Here is a 13,920-nt window from a genome sequence, read left to right as displayed (position 1 = left end):
TATGTTATGAAATTTGTCCCATATGAACGCAATAAAAAAAGGCTGTAGAATAATTCATTCTACAGCCTGTAATAGATTATTAATCTATCAACCTTCTAATAATAATGATTTTGGATCTTCAAGCATATCTTTAACAGCAACAAGGAAGCTAACTGCTTCTTTACCATCAACAATACGGTGATCGTAAGATAAAGCGATGTACATCATTGGACGGTTTTCCATACGTTCTGCATCAATTGCAACTGGACGTACTTGGATTTTGTGCATTCCTAAAATACCTACTTGTGGGCTGTTTAGGATTGGTGTTGACATTAGAGAACCGAATACACCACCGTTTGTAATTGTGAATGTACCACCTTGTAACTCTTTTAATGAAAGTTTGTTATCACGTGCTTTCATACCTAAATTACGAATTTCGCTTTCGATTTCAGCGAAGTTTAATTGGTTAGCATCGCGTACAACTGGAACAACTAATCCATCTGGAGCTGCTACTGCAATACCGATATCATAGAATTTTTTAATGATAAGCTCATCGCCTTGAATTTCAGCATTTAATAATGGGAATTGTTTTAATGCTGCAACAACTGCTTTTGTGAAGAATGACATGAAGCCAAGACGTACATCATGTTTTTTCTCGAAAGCATCTTTACGCTCTTTACGTAATTCCATGATTGCAGTCATATCAACTTCGTTAAATGTTGTTAACATTGCAGATGTTTGTTGAACTTCTACAAGGCGTTTTGCAATTGTTTGACGGCGGCGGGACATTTTCACGCGCTCAACTGGTTTTTCGAATTCCGTTTTTGCAACTGGAGCAGGAGCTGGACTTTTTGGAGCAGCTGGTGCTTCTTTTGGTGCGGCAGCATGAGCTTGTACATCGTGTGGTCTCACACGTCCAAGTGGATCTGTGCTACGTACGTCGTTTAAGTCGATACCTAATTCACGAGCCATTTTTCTAGCAGCTGGTGATGCGATAGGACGGTTCGTATTCGGTAAACCTTGTAAAGTTGTAGTTTGCTCAGCATTTGGTGCCGCAGCTTTCGGTGCTTCAGTTGTTTCTTGATTTGGCTGTTCAGCAGCCGGTGCAGGTGTACTTACTGCAACTGGTGCTCCGTTTGCATCTAAAATTGCGATAGTTGCACCAACTTCAACTGTATCCCCAGGTTCGCCTAGTAACTTCGATACAATACCTGAATCTTCTGCAATGATTTCTACATTGACTTTATCAGTTTCAAGCTCAACAACGCTGCCACCTTTCTCAACTTTGTCGCCTACGTTGATAAGCCATTGTGAGATAGTTCCTTCAGTAATAGATTCTGCAAGCTCAGGTACTTTAATTTCGATCATTTTAAATGTCCTCCCCTTATTTGCCTAACGGTGTGTTTTTTCTTCTTTTGTCTTCGGTAATCTCCATTTGTTAGCCTGCCCCCGGGCAGAATATCTGTCCGGGGAGCAAGCTAGAAACCTTCATTGTTACTTTCAGTTGCTGAAAACTTCAATTTCTTGTTTATCTTGACGGAAGTTATACTTCACATCTAAAGCGTGTGCAACAATTAGTTCTTGCTCAGCTTTGTGAGCGAATGGATCGCCACCAGATGGGCTAGAGCGATCTGGGCGTCCAATGTAACCTGTTTTCACTTTATCTCCAGCAAGTTCGAACAGAATTGGAGCCATGTAATGCCATGCGCCCATATTACGAGGTTCTTCTTGAACCCAAATAATTTCTTCTAAGTTTTTAAAGCGTTTAATAATAGATTGAACTTTCTCAGCAGGGAATGGGTACAGCTGTTCAATACGAACGACATGAACTTCATCTAAGTTATACTCATGTTTACCAGACTCAATTTCTGCTGCTAAGTCAATCGCCATTTTACCTGTGCTTAAAACAAGACGTTTTACTTTAGTTGGTTTCATGCCAAGGTTTTCTTGTTCTAGAGCAGGTTGGAAACGTCCTTCGCTTAACTGACTAGCAGTTGAAAGTGTAAGTGGGTGACGTAATAAACTCTTTGGCGTCATCAATACTAATGGTCGAACAGCTTCTGTTCCTAAGATAGATGCTTGACGACGTAAAATATGGAAGTATTGTGCCGCGCTCGTTAAGTTTGCAACTGTCCAGTTATTCTCAGCGGCTAACTGTAAGAATCGCTCTGGACGTGCACTAGAATGCTCTGGTCCTTGACCTTCATAACCGTGCGGTAATAGAAGAACTAAACCAGATTTTTGACCCCATTTTGCTCTTCCTGCTGAAACATATTGATCAAATAATGCTTGCGCAGTATTTGAGAAGTCACCATATTGCGCTTCCCACATAACAAGAGTTTCTGGAGCGAATACGTTATAGCCATACTCGTAACCAACAACAGCAGCTTCTGATAACGGACTGTTATGAACAGAGAAGGATGCATTAATGTTTGGCAAGCGATGTAATGGTGAATATGTTTCATTTGTATCAGTATCGTGTAATACGATATGACGGTGCGCGAATGTACCACGCTGTGAATCTTGACCAGTTAAACGAATTGGCGTACCTTCTTGTAAAATAGAAGCGAATGCTAATGACTCAGCAAGTGCCCATTCAATTTTACCGTTCTCTTCAAGAGCGTCTTTACGGCGTTCAAGAATTTTCTTTACTTTCGGATATACGTTAAAGCCTTCTGGCCAAGATAGTAGACCTTCATTAATTGCACGAAGTGAGTCAATCTCAACACCAGTATCAATTGGCTGAATGCCTTTTGCAACAACATCTGGCACCTTAACGTCAATTGTTGCAGCGCTCGTATCAGCTGGCGGTACTTGTGCATAGTCAGATTTTAATTGCTCTTGTATAAACTGAGTCATTGTTTCAACCTCATCTGCATTTAGAACACCAGCAGCTTGTAATTGATCTGCATAAATAGTTCTTACAGTTGGGTGATTTTTAATCTTTTTGTACACTTGTGGTTGCGTAACTGCTGGGTCATCCATTTCGTTATGACCGTAGCGGCGGTAACCAATTAAATCGATTAAGAAGTCTTTTTTGAACAATGTACGATATTGAATCGCAAGGTTAGCAGCAGCAAGACAAGCTTCTGGATCATCAGCGTTCACGTGAACAATCGGAATATCGAAACCTTTTGCAAGGTCACTTGAATATTTCGTAGAACGAGAATCATAGCTATCAGTCGTAAAGCCAACTGCATTGTTTGCGATAACATGAATTGTTCCGCCTGTTTGGTACGCGTTTAATCTGCTTAAGTTCAACGTTTCAGATACAATACCTTGACCAGGGAATGCAGCATCACCATGAACTAAAATTACGAATGATTTTGAAGTATCTTGTTCTGGAAGACCAGATTTTTTACGATTCTCTTGAGCCGCACGTGCAAAACCTTCTACAACAGGGTTAACGAACTCAAGGTGACTTGGGTTATTTGCTAATGTAACGCGAGTGCTAACTTCTTCGTTACTAACGACTTGTTCTCTACCTAAATGGTATTTCACGTCGCCAGTCCAGCCAGAATTTGCCACTGCGCCTTCTATTTTTGCATGTTTGAACTCAGCAAACATGTGACTATATGGTTTTTCTAATACGTGTGCAAGTACGCTTAGACGACCGCGGTGAGCCATACCAATCATGACATCTTCTACGCCGCCCTTTGCACCTTCGAGAACAATTTCATCTAGAACAGGTACAAGCATATCAACGCCCTCGATAGAGAAACGCTTTTGCCCAACGAATGTTTTATGCAAGAATTGCTCGAAACCTTCAACAGCTGTTAAACGTTTTAAAAGAGCAGTTCGTTTTTTATTTGATAGTGGTTGACGCAATGAATTTGATTCCACCATTTGATGCAACCACGCGCGTTCTTCACTATCTTGTATATGAGAAAATTCATAAGCTAAAGATTTTGTATAAACGTCTTTTAATCTATGAATTACATCAAGTGCAGTGTGAATACCTTCTGGTGCATCTTGCCATACTGTTTTCGCTGGAATCGCTTTCAAGTCAGCATCGCTCAGTTCGTTCATTGCTTTCTCAAGAAGAGATTGTCCATTAGCAGCATCTTCCATCGGATTGATGTGAGCCAACGTATGCCCGAATGAACGAATTTGTTCAACAAGCTGAACGACTTTAAGAATTTTTTCAATGTTCCCTGTGTTTTGAGGAGAAAAATGTGTTGCTGTGTTGTCCCCTGTTACGACATCATCTTGAAACGAAGGAGCTCCAAAAATTTCAAAAAGCTCTTGTAATTCCGGATCAACAGAACCTGCTCCAGTTACGTAAAGATCATACTGCTCAATAACATAACCAAGGTTCGGACCATGGAACTTGGCCCAAGGGTTTGTCGTTGTATTCTTCCTCGTCATTTGTTTAAACCTCCCAATGCATATAATCCTTTTTCCATACAAAAGGTGCATTTTGCTCTTTTCAATAATTGATGAACCAATAATCAATGTAAATGTTTTCTTTACTCTTATGTTATTACAATAATTTACATAATACCAAACACTATTACTTATCTGTTTTGTAAAAAAACATTCACAATAACTTATCACCCAAGTTAATCTTTCATGTTATAAAGTAATTTTACAGAAAAATGGGGTGGATATATTTGGTATACCTATACAAATAACTAAAATTGTTGCATGTAAATATAAGTATAATAGTTAGAATGTTTCGATAAAAAGAGTCCGAATTATGTATATTGAAATAATAAGCGCTTTCATTGATATTATACAACAATATAATGGAATATAGTATAAAAAATAAAAAATTATGAATTTATCGTAAACTTTATTTAGATAGTGTTAAATATTGAAAGGAAAGCGAAGGATTTCTACAAAAAAAGTTGCTAAACATAAAAAATGCTTCATAAACAGTTAGTTTCTATAAATATGACGAAAAACACCGTAAAACCAATAACGCATTTTGTGGAATAAAGAGATAAATGAAATATTTTAAAAGGATAAAACAAATAGGGAGATATTAAATTTTAAAAATAGAGAGGAGGAAATATAGTAACGGTTCATTACAGTGTTCCATGTTTCATTTCAAAATAGACGTGCTGAAAATGAAAAAGTTTCTTCTATATAAATAGAACGAAAAATAAACAAAATGAATGTAAAGGAAACTTGACGTAAAGTTTACTTTACATATATACTCGATATAAGGGAGGAGGGAGAAATTTCCTTGGAAAATAAAATGGTCGAATACCGAAAAAAATTTGGACTATCTCAAGAGAAATTGGCTGAGAAACTTGGAGTTTCCAGACAAACCATCATTTCAATTGAAAAAGGAAAATATGATCCATCACTTCCATTAGCATTTGAAATAGCGAAAACATTTCAGACAACGATAGAACATGTATTTATTTATGAAGGAAAAGAAGGGGGGGAATAGGGATGAATTATTCACAAAAGTACTTTGTAATCATGGGAATTATTTTTCTATTTATGAGTGGATTTATGATATTAACAGGTATAATGACGCATTCTGCACCACCACCAGCAACTTATCCATTGCTTGGGATGATGATTATGAGTTTCTGCCTAAGTTACTTACACCCACAATTTAAAGAAAAAGATGAGCGGATGAAACTTATTCGTTATAAAGGAATGTTCTTCAGCTTTTTTGCATTAATAGCATATTATCTTCTTTTCTCTTTCGGCTTAAACTTGAAAATACTTACACTATCTGCTACTGAATTATTGAACATACTAATGGCACTTACGATGAGTACAGTTTTTATCTCATTTGTTGTTTTATCGAAAAGATATTAAGATGGAAGAGAGAAAGGAAGATTAACATATGCAAATGATGTATGCTTTTGGCATTGGACTTGTATTATTTTTAGCCGTATTCTTATTTATTCGAAAAGACGTTCAAGGTGGGACGTTAACGAAAAGAGGCTTTTATAAAATGATCGGCTGTTTAGTTGTTATGTTTATAGCGATTATCGTAATGATCGTTTTAATAAATCAATCACTATAGAATATAAAAATGGAACCTTACTGTAGTAAGGTTTTTCTTTTTGATATAAAATCCGAAAATTCCCACGACATCCATTTACTACATATAATGGATATTATATAATTTAATAAAATGATAGATAGGGAGCATAGTATATGAATAAAAAAACTATCTTCTTTTTATTAACATGCCTACTACTTATAGCTAGTATTACTTATATAATATGTAACAAACGAGAACAAGTGCCACCTATGTTAGTATGGGGGCACCAAGAATACTATGTTACGAATGAACCTGCCGAAGCTGAAAAAGTTGGACAAAGGCTCGGAGAAGTAACGAAGAAAATCGAAACAAGTAAAAAAACTACTAAAAACAGTGAATCCAACATATTACAAGAAAAAACAGAAGTATTCACAATGATAGAAGAAGAAAAAAATCCTCACTCACCTTTAATCATAAAGGAGCCTTATAGTGACGAATATAGAGAGTAGTAAGACCGATGTTACATGTACTATAAAGTGAAAAGGAGACTCATATGCAGACAGTAATTTATCCATGGTCGTTAAGAAAAATGTTTGTTTTTTTCCTTTGCTTCATCCTTCCGCCAATCGGCGCAATTTATATTTTGATGAATCGAGAGGCGCTACAAAAGAGAGACTTCATTTTATATGTATTATTTGCTGCTATTAATATATCGCTTTGGTTATCACTTATGATCCTCGATCGGAGCGTGTGGACGGTAGCGGGTCATTATGTGTTTGGAGCAATTGTTATTGTTTTTTCGAATATGAATAATAGATAAGCCAGCAACCTTAAAGTTGCTGGTTTTAATTTTGCTATTTATAATGAAGAAACAAATTTTTAATAGAGAGTAGTGGGCGTTATGAGATGGAAAGAGGGAACGTTTGAAAAAATAGAAACGAATGACTCATATAAATGCTATACTAAAAAATGTTTGTAATGTCAGTTTCATACTATTATATAGTGATGACTTACTAGAAAAGATAAGAGGAGAATGAACGTGAAAAAGATACAGAAATTATTGCTGTTAATGATGGTAGTAGGATTAACAGTAGGTGTTTTAGCAGGATGTGCAAATCCGAAAGATACTACAGAAGAATTTTTAACAGCGATACAAAAAGGTGATGTAGAAAAAGCTCGTACATTTGTTGAGAGTGACAAGGAATTTAATAAACTAAATGAAAAAACAGATGATGTTGAGGCAAAAGCAATGCTGAGTGCAATTACGAAAAACTTTAAATTTGAAAAGCTAGAAGAAGTATCGAAAAAGGATGACAAAGCAGAAGTGAAAGTGAAAATTACATCTGCTGATCTATCCGTTGCTGTAACAAAAGCAGTGGGAGAAGTTATGCCAATGGCCTTTGCTAGCGCTTTTAGCGAAGACAAAGAGCAATCTGAAAAAGCAATCGAAAAAACGATGACATCAGCAATCGTCAAACACTTATCAGATAAAGATGCAATCATGGCAACTCGCGAAGTTACATTGAACTTAAAGAAAAACAAAGATGGCGACTATAAAATCGTTGCAGATGATAACTTGAAAGAAGTATTGTTTGCTAATGCGAAGTCTTTGGAGAAGATGTTTGGTGGGAAGTGATTGATTTAGATAAAAAAGAGAAACCATATCACGTAGAAGGTTGATACGGTTTCTCTTTTTTTATGACCCCGGAGAGGCTCGAACTCACGACCTCCACCCTGTCAAGGTGGCGCTCTCCCTGCTGAGCTACGGGATCTTTAAAAATGCGTATGTAACAGCAACTTTAATCGTTATGCTAAAGCAATTATATATAATTAACTGAAATTTTACAATATTTTTATATTTGATTTTTGAAGGGAAAGTAGTTGGAATGGCGCTAGTCGTGTATTAAGGAATACATAAGAAGAGAATGTAATGAAAAGTGAGTTCGAATAAAGTGGTTATATTATTTTTTTCGATACCAATCTAAAGGACCTTCATCACTTAAATCAACAAGAAAAGGGAATAAGAAGTGTAAAGGTAAGCTAATAAGTTCTGGCATAGCGTTCAATGTTTTCTTTGATAGATACTGCCTTCCAAAACAATACGGACAATCTTTTTCAAATGTCACGAGTATCGACCATACATCTTTTACTTTCCATTTCGTTTTACAATACGTACAACGCGCCATAGAGTTCCTCCTCATGTTAAGGTTTCTTCCAGTATATTCCATTATATTGTACGAAAGTCATTTGTATTTGGTGTTATAAAATGTAAGTTGTTTTATTTTTATGTGGATCTATTTAGTCATTTATGATCATTTACATACCGTTTGATATTTTTGCATGGTGATAGGTTTTCAGTTTTAATATGCAAATTGGCCAATATATCCTTTTTACAATTTACTTAAAATCATGTATAACAGAGATACAAGATTATTTTATAAATATTCAGTAGTAGAGGGAGAATTATTGTAATGGTAAGAAAAACGTTCAAGATGCGTGTATCTAGAAATAGAACGATTTCGATTAATGGATCGATTCTTGATGTGGATGTTACACATGATGAGTTTTTACAAGAGTTTGTTGAGTGGGTCGATTCTAAAGGCTGGTCGTTTATGGGGATGACAGATGAGATTACACCCGAGGAAGCTAGTCAAAAATTAATAGATTCATTGATTGATGAGAAGGATAAGAAAGAATAATTCCTTCTTATTTTTTATTGTATATTTATGTTCTTTATCGTAAAAGTATGATATAGTAAAAAACAGTGAACATTCTTCCAATTTAATACAATTTACATATAGATTGGTAGATTCAGTTTTTAAGCTGTGAGAGTATAGTGAAAAGGGAGAGTCATATGGTAAACTTTAAGAAAATTTTGGCTTTTGTTACCGTTATTTGTTTATTTTTTTTGACACCTATGACGTTACGTGCTGAGACGAATGTTGGAGTGAATCCAGAACAAGTGGCACCACCACCTGCGGAAGGACCAAATGTTTTTAGTCAGTTTGCAGCTACGATTGATGGGAAAACTGGAGATGTTTTGTATAACAAAAACGCACATCATCGTGCATTTCCAGCTAGTATGACGAAAGTGTTAACAGCGATTTTACTTATGGAGCATACGAAGCCAGAGGATCAATTTACGTTTTCACAATTAGCATTAGATCAAGAGAAGAGTAATTATCAAATTGAATTTCAACCTGGTGAGACGATTAATAGAAATACTGCGCTTATGATTTTAATGGTGCTGAGTGCAAATGATGTGTCGTATGCGATTGCGGAGCGTATTGGCGGAAATGTTGAGAATTTCGCTCATATGATGAATGAGAAAGCAAAGCAATTAGGGGCTACAGATAGTCACTTTGTAACGCCAAATGGCTTGCATGATCCAAACCATTATACGACGCCGTATGATATGGCAATGATTACGAGAGGTGTACAAAAGTATCCTGAGATTTTACAAGCGATGAATACGAAAAGGACGACGGTTACGACATCTAGCCAGACGGTTTCTATTTTTAATAAGTCTAATTATTTTGAAAATCCATATAGCATTGGCGGGAAGACGGGTTTTACAAATGAAGCGCGTAATACACTCGTTCTATTAAATGAGAAGGATGGCAATCGCATTATAAATGTAGTAATGGCTTCCCAAAGACCTGAAATTTATGAAGATTTGAAGCAGATGGCGGACTATTCTTTCGGTCAATTTGTGAAGCAAACTGTATTAGATAAACATAGTTGGCATCAAAAAACAACGTATTTAAATAAAAATATTGATAGCGAACTTGAAAAAAGTGCAGAACTTATGCTTAAGAAAGATGAAGGGAAAAATGTGAGGACGATTTTCCGTGCGGCTTCATTAGATAAAGATTCTTTGTATCATAAAGGAATTCATCGTGGTGAGGTAGTTGGTGCAGTTGACATCACGAAAAATAATCAAACAATTGCGACGATAAATGTTCTTTCTAAAGAAGATGTTACTTTTGCGATGCCTAAAAAAGATACGGCTACGCCTGAAGTAAACGAATCAAATGTGAAAATAATAAGCATTGGAATAGGTGCCTCTCTATTATTTGGAGCTATTTTATTTGTAGTGCTACGCCGAAATACAACAGGAATGAAATCAGAAGAAAAATCAGAAGAAAAATAAATTACTAATTAAAAGGCTGTGAAGAGACTTTGTCACAGTCTTTTTTTATATATTAAAAATAACTAATAATTGTAAATTTTATTATTGCATTTCTGTTTTGTTCGTTATATTATTTATTTGTGTTCTTGTTAAAGAACAAGAGTGAATATTGCATACTTCAAATAATATAAAACAACGGAGAGGGAGAGAAACGATGAAATTAATTTGGAAGGTGATTAGCAACGTTATCTCATTTGTTTTATTTGCATTGATGATTTGCTTAGCTTTTGTAGTTATTTCTTCAAAAGCGAGCGGTGGGGATCCAACAGTGATGGGATATCAATTTAAATCAGTGTTATCAGGATCGATGGAACCGACATTTTTAACAGGATCAATCATTGCGATAGAACCGACGAAAGATGGTTCTAAATATCAAAAAGGCGATGTTATTACCTTTAAAGAGAAAGATGAAAAAATTATCACTCACCGTATTATCGGTGTGAAAGATACAAATGGAAAAGTAATGTATGAAACAAAAGGGGATAACAACAACGGCCCTGATTTAGAACCAGTACTTGCGGAGAATGTCATTGGGAAATATGCGGATATTACAGTTCCTTATGCAGGGTATGCATTAAATTATGCGAATTCAAAAGCTGGAGCTGCTTTACTTCTTATTATTCCAGGAATCTTTTTACTAGGCTATTCAGCGATTTCTATTTTTAGTGCTATTCGTAGCATTGACGGAGAAAAGAAAGAGAAAAAAGTAGAACAATCCGTCTAGTTCATTTGGTTATAATTTCCTATTAGGGAATTAACAAATATATATTATGGGGGATATGGACATGACTTTAAAGAAAAAATTAGGGATGGGTATCGCATCAGCGGTATTAGGCGCTGCATTAGTTGGCGGAGGAACATTTGCATACTTTAGCGATAAAGAAGTGTCAAATAATACATTTGCGTCTGGAACACTTGATTTAGCGCTGAACCCATCAACAATTGTGAAAGTGGATAATTTAAAACCAGGTGATACAATTGAAAAAGAATTTAAATTGGAGAATAAAGGTACATTAGATATTAAAAAAGTACTATTAAATACGGAGTATAATGTAGAAGATGTGAAGAAAGATAATAAGAAAGACTTTGGTGAAGACATTGAAGTAGTTTTCTTGAAAAATATAGATAAAAAAGATGAAGTAATTAAGAGAATGACATTGAAAGAGTTGAAGAGTAAAACAATGACTGCTGCAGAAAATGATTTAGTAAGTTGGTTATGGCCTGAGAAAGGTATTAAAGCAGGAACTAATGATTCATTTAAAGTGAAATTCCACTTTATTAATAAAAATGAACCTCAAAATGAATTCCAAGGCGACAAACTGCAATTAAAATGGACATTTGAAGCACAACAAGGCGATGGAGTGGAGAAAAAGTAATCATAAAAAGAGACTATCAAAAATGATAGTCTCTTTTTATGATAAAAGTGAAATGTACAAAGAAACATAATTTCTTATATCATTTTATAATTCACTTTATTATAATAAAGGTATAGTTCTTGATAAAGAACAAGTTGTTCGATAGGAGAGATTAAAATGTTGAAGCCACCTCGCAAATTCAAAAGGATGCTTATATTGCCATGTTTGTGTTCTATTACTTTTTATTTAGGCTCTCAAATGATGACTTATACAGAAGCAGCTTTCATTCATGAAACGAAAGTTGAGGCTACTATTTCTACAGCAAGTATTTTTCCAAAAACAGTCGATCAATTAACAGAACAAGCTAAGCAACATAAGGAAGTTATTTTGCGTGAGTATGAAGGGATGAAATTGAAATTAACCCTTACTTCCATTCAAGAGTTAGAGCAGGTGCTTGCTACGTGGAAGCAAGGGCGTGAGAAAATAGTTGCGGAAAGAGAATTGTTACAAAAAGTATATGTATCAATAGAGGTTCCTTATAATCAAGTGCAAGAAGAGTTAAAAGGAAATAAAAGCGAATCGAATAAGCAAGTATTCTCATATGTGAATGCTGGTTTTCATATAGTGAAGGACAATTGTGAGTATGTTGATAAAGAGGTAAAGTTACAGGTGATTGATAAACAAATTCAAGATTTTGAGAAATTACTAGTAGAGGAAACAGCAAAACAAGTAAGTGAGGCTAAGAAACAAGAAGAAGCGAAAAAGCAAGAAGAGAGTAAAAAGCAAGAAGAAGCGAAAAAACTAGAAGAGAGTAAGAAACAAGAAGAAGCGAAAAAGCAAGAAGAGAGTAAAAAGCAAGAAGAAGCGAAAAAACTAGAAGAGAGTAAGAAGCAAGAAGAAGCGAAAAAACTAGAAGAGAGTAAGAAGCAAGAAGAGGCGAAAAAACTAGAAGAAGCAAAAAAGCTGGAAGAGAAGAAGAAACAAGAAGAACAGAAAAATAAAGATAGCAAGTAAATACAGCAACATTTCAGAGTGAATAGAGGTTATAAAGCCGAATAGGTGAGAGAGCATTGCGACTCACCTATTCGGCGTGTCTTCTTTATTTTAACAATACACGTCATATACGAGAAAACTGGTTGGCAGCATGATGGTGAAAGATACTAATTAGTATAGATAGTGAAAATTAATTACGTTTTTCTTTATTTCTCAATAAATTTCCGGAAATTTAAAATGATATTGAGAAATAAAAATAACTGAAAATACTAATAAAAAAATGTTGTATTTATATAGAGTTGTTCGTTATAATGAACTTAAGGTTTTTAAAAGAGAACGAATATTAGCTAAGCTAATATAGTTTTCTTTATGTCCCTTATTGAAAATTTATAGGGGGAAAAATATAAAAAACAGCTAGGGGGAATTGATTGTGAGTCTGAAAAAGAAATTAGGTATGGGAGTTGCATCAGCGGCACTGGGGTTATCTTTAATTGGTGGAGGAACGTTTGCATACTTTAGCGATAAAGAAGTATCAAATAATACATTTGCAGCTGGGACGTTAGATCTTACATTAGACCCTAAAACGCTTGTAGATATTAAAGATTTAAAACCAGGGGATTCTGTTAAGAAAGAGTTCTTATTAAAGAATAGCGGTTCATTAACAATTAAAGACGTTAAACTAGCAACAAAGTATACTGTGAAAGATGCAAAAGGCGATAATGCTGGTGAAGACTTTGGTAAGCACGTTAAAGTGAAATTCCTTTGGAACTGGGATAAACAAAGTGAGCCTGTATATGAAACAACTTTAGCTGATTTACAAAAAACTGATCCAGATCTTTTAGCTAAAGACATCTTTGCTCCTGAGTGGGGAGAAAAGGGTGGATTAGAAGCTGGTACAGAGGATTATTTATGGGTACAATTTGAATTTGTAGATGATGGAAAAGACCAAAATATCTTCCAAGGTGATTCATTGAATTTAGAATGGACATTCAATGCTAACCAAGAAGCTGGCGAAGAAAAATAATAAAAAAGCGGGTATCCCCCGCTTTTTTTATAAAGAAAAAGAAGTGCTGGTTGTTAGCACTTCTTTCTATTATTATTTTTGATCGTGCTTCCATTTTGTAAATTCAAGAAATTCACGAAATTGTTCTTTGGAGACACCAGAATTCATTGCATCTTTAACAAGCTGTGTCCATTCGGAGTCTAGGTTAGTTTCCTTTGTTGTTTCATCATGAAGTAAAGTATCAACTGGAATTTGTAGAACTGCTGCGATCTTTTCAAGAAACTGAATGGAAGGGTTTTTTTGTAAATTTCGCTCTATAGAACTAATGTAAGATTTAGCAACACCAGCTTTTTCGGCAAGTTCAGTTAATGAAATACCTTTTTGTAAGCGAAGGCGTTTTATACGTTCTCCAATCATATTTGCGCACCTTTCTATCAATATGTAG

General features: G+C 35.2%; 15 protein-coding genes, 1 tRNA gene and 1 pseudogene. 12 read left to right on the top strand and 5 right to left on the bottom strand.

Annotated features, from left to right (window positions below; translation table 11 throughout):
* Positions 1 to 87: 87 nt before the first annotated feature.
* On the bottom strand, positions 88 to 1,347 hold the full coding sequence (odhB, locus tag QCI46_RS21310) for a 2-oxoglutarate dehydrogenase complex dihydrolipoyllysine-residue succinyltransferase (protein WP_327958028.1): 1,260 nt from the start codon (positions 1,345 to 1,347) through the stop codon (positions 88 to 90).
* 132 nt (positions 1,348 to 1,479) lie between these two features.
* Positions 1,480 to 4,347: a 2-oxoglutarate dehydrogenase E1 component gene (odhA, locus tag QCI46_RS21305; RefSeq protein ID WP_353841316.1), complete on the bottom strand. Its 2,868-nt coding sequence runs from the start codon at positions 4,345 to 4,347 to the stop codon at positions 1,480 to 1,482.
* Positions 4,348 to 5,170: 823 nt separating this feature from the next.
* Between odhA and QCI46_RS21300 the strand changes: the two genes are divergently transcribed.
* The 6 genes and pseudogenes from QCI46_RS21300 (at position 5,171) to QCI46_RS21275 (ending at position 7,568) form a co-directional block, all read left to right on the top strand.
* Complete coding sequence (locus QCI46_RS21300) at positions 5,171 to 5,380, top strand: helix-turn-helix transcriptional regulator (RefSeq protein WP_038415531.1); 210 nt, start codon at positions 5,171 to 5,173, stop codon at positions 5,378 to 5,380.
* A 2-nt stretch (positions 5,381 to 5,382) separates the two neighbouring features.
* Positions 5,383 to 5,760 carry a permease gene (locus QCI46_RS21295; RefSeq protein ID WP_098088928.1) on the top strand — a complete coding sequence of 126 codons (378 nt, stop codon included), beginning with the start codon at positions 5,383 to 5,385 and terminating at the stop codon, positions 5,758 to 5,760.
* 28 nt (positions 5,761 to 5,788) lie between these two features.
* The gene (locus tag QCI46_RS21290; protein ID WP_001178300.1) at positions 5,789 to 5,971 is read left to right on the top strand and encodes a DUF3976 domain-containing protein; all 183 of its coding nucleotides are present in this window, start codon (positions 5,789 to 5,791) and stop codon (positions 5,969 to 5,971) included.
* A 134-nt stretch (positions 5,972 to 6,105) separates the two neighbouring features.
* Positions 6,106 to 6,467, top strand: a pseudogene (locus QCI46_RS21285) (hypothetical protein).
* An 18-nt stretch (positions 6,468 to 6,485) separates the two neighbouring features.
* Positions 6,486 to 6,752, top strand: coding sequence for a hypothetical protein (locus QCI46_RS21280; protein ID WP_353841315.1), 267 nt, complete (start codon positions 6,486 to 6,488; stop codon positions 6,750 to 6,752).
* A gap of 219 nt (positions 6,753 to 6,971) precedes the next feature.
* On the top strand, positions 6,972 to 7,568 hold the full coding sequence (locus QCI46_RS21275) for a hypothetical protein (protein WP_353841314.1): 597 nt from the start codon (positions 6,972 to 6,974) through the stop codon (positions 7,566 to 7,568).
* A gap of 63 nt (positions 7,569 to 7,631) precedes the next feature.
* On the opposite strand, the gene QCI46_RS21270 is transcribed toward QCI46_RS21275, so the two are convergent.
* A tRNA-Val gene (locus tag QCI46_RS21270) sits at positions 7,632 to 7,704 on the bottom strand.
* Between the two features lie 189 nt (positions 7,705 to 7,893).
* Complete coding sequence (locus tag QCI46_RS21265; protein WP_000090219.1) at positions 7,894 to 8,118, bottom strand: hypothetical protein; 225 nt, start codon at positions 8,116 to 8,118, stop codon at positions 7,894 to 7,896.
* 285 nt (positions 8,119 to 8,403) lie between these two features.
* Here QCI46_RS21265 and QCI46_RS21260 point away from each other — a divergent pair, with 285 nt between their 5' ends.
* The 6 genes from QCI46_RS21260 to calY all read left to right on the top strand — a co-directional run bounded on the left by QCI46_RS21260 (position 8,404) and on the right by calY (position 13,496).
* Positions 8,404 to 8,631: a hypothetical protein gene (locus tag QCI46_RS21260; protein WP_000251864.1), complete on the top strand. Its 228-nt coding sequence runs from the start codon at positions 8,404 to 8,406 to the stop codon at positions 8,629 to 8,631.
* Between the two features lie 155 nt (positions 8,632 to 8,786).
* Positions 8,787 to 10,085 (top strand): D-alanyl-D-alanine carboxypeptidase family protein, encoded by a 1,299-nt coding sequence (locus QCI46_RS21255; protein ID WP_353841313.1) that lies wholly within the window; start codon positions 8,787 to 8,789, stop codon positions 10,083 to 10,085.
* Positions 10,086 to 10,278: 193 nt separating this feature from the next.
* Positions 10,279 to 10,848 carry a signal peptidase I SipW gene (sipW, locus tag QCI46_RS21250; protein WP_098857355.1) on the top strand — a complete coding sequence of 190 codons (570 nt, stop codon included), beginning with the start codon at positions 10,279 to 10,281 and terminating at the stop codon, positions 10,846 to 10,848.
* A gap of 61 nt (positions 10,849 to 10,909) precedes the next feature.
* Positions 10,910 to 11,500, top strand: a complete 591-nt coding sequence (locus QCI46_RS21245) for a TasA family protein (RefSeq protein WP_353841312.1) — start codon at positions 10,910 to 10,912, stop codon at positions 11,498 to 11,500.
* A gap of 156 nt (positions 11,501 to 11,656) precedes the next feature.
* A complete protein-coding gene (locus tag QCI46_RS21240) occupies positions 11,657 to 12,493 on the top strand; it encodes a DUF4047 domain-containing protein (protein ID WP_353841311.1) in 837 nt (278 codons plus the stop codon).
* A 409-nt stretch (positions 12,494 to 12,902) separates the two neighbouring features.
* The gene (gene calY, locus QCI46_RS21235; RefSeq protein ID WP_000053730.1) at positions 12,903 to 13,496 is read left to right on the top strand and encodes a biofilm matrix protein CalY; all 594 of its coding nucleotides are present in this window, start codon (positions 12,903 to 12,905) and stop codon (positions 13,494 to 13,496) included.
* A 72-nt stretch (positions 13,497 to 13,568) separates the two neighbouring features.
* On the opposite strand, the gene QCI46_RS21230 is transcribed toward calY, so the two are convergent.
* Positions 13,569 to 13,892: a helix-turn-helix domain-containing protein gene (locus QCI46_RS21230; RefSeq protein WP_088062549.1), complete on the bottom strand. Its 324-nt coding sequence runs from the start codon at positions 13,890 to 13,892 to the stop codon at positions 13,569 to 13,571.
* Between the last annotated feature and the right edge of the window lie 28 nt (positions 13,893 to 13,920).

The organism is Bacillus cereus group sp. RP32, assembly GCF_040459735.1.
Taxonomy (GTDB): domain Bacteria; phylum Bacillota; class Bacilli; order Bacillales; family Bacillaceae_G; genus Bacillus_A; species Bacillus_A wiedmannii.
This window is presented reverse-complemented; position numbering and strand designations above follow the sequence as displayed.

Bases quoted from the DNA above. Each gene is read 5' to 3' on its own strand.
- QCI46_RS21260 (WP_000251864.1), top strand. From the start codon at position 8,404: ATGGTAAGAAAAACGTTCAAGATGCGTGTATCTAGAAATAGAACGATT.
- QCI46_RS21290 (WP_001178300.1), top strand. From the start codon at position 5,789: ATGCAAATGATGTATGCTTTTGGCATTGGACTTGTATTATTTTTAGCC.
- sipW (WP_098857355.1), top strand. From the start codon at position 10,279: ATGAAATTAATTTGGAAGGTGATTAGCAACGTTATCTCATTTGTTTTA.
- QCI46_RS21245 (WP_353841312.1), top strand. From the start codon at position 10,910: ATGACTTTAAAGAAAAAATTAGGGATGGGTATCGCATCAGCGGTATTA.
- QCI46_RS21265 (WP_000090219.1), bottom strand. From the start codon at position 8,118: ATGGCGCGTTGTACGTATTGTAAAACGAAATGGAAAGTAAAAGATGTA.
- QCI46_RS21240 (WP_353841311.1), top strand. From the start codon at position 11,657: ATGTTGAAGCCACCTCGCAAATTCAAAAGGATGCTTATATTGCCATGT.
- QCI46_RS21230 (WP_088062549.1), bottom strand. From the start codon at position 13,892: ATGATTGGAGAACGTATAAAACGCCTTCGCTTACAAAAAGGTATTTCA.
- QCI46_RS21280 (WP_353841315.1), top strand. From the start codon at position 6,486: ATGCAGACAGTAATTTATCCATGGTCGTTAAGAAAAATGTTTGTTTTT.
- QCI46_RS21295 (WP_098088928.1), top strand. From the start codon at position 5,383: ATGAATTATTCACAAAAGTACTTTGTAATCATGGGAATTATTTTTCTA.
- odhA (WP_353841316.1), bottom strand. From the start codon at position 4,347: ATGACGAGGAAGAATACAACGACAAACCCTTGGGCCAAGTTCCATGGT.
- odhB (WP_327958028.1), bottom strand. From the start codon at position 1,347: ATGATCGAAATTAAAGTACCTGAGCTTGCAGAATCTATTACTGAAGGA.
- QCI46_RS21255 (WP_353841313.1), top strand. From the start codon at position 8,787: ATGGTAAACTTTAAGAAAATTTTGGCTTTTGTTACCGTTATTTGTTTA.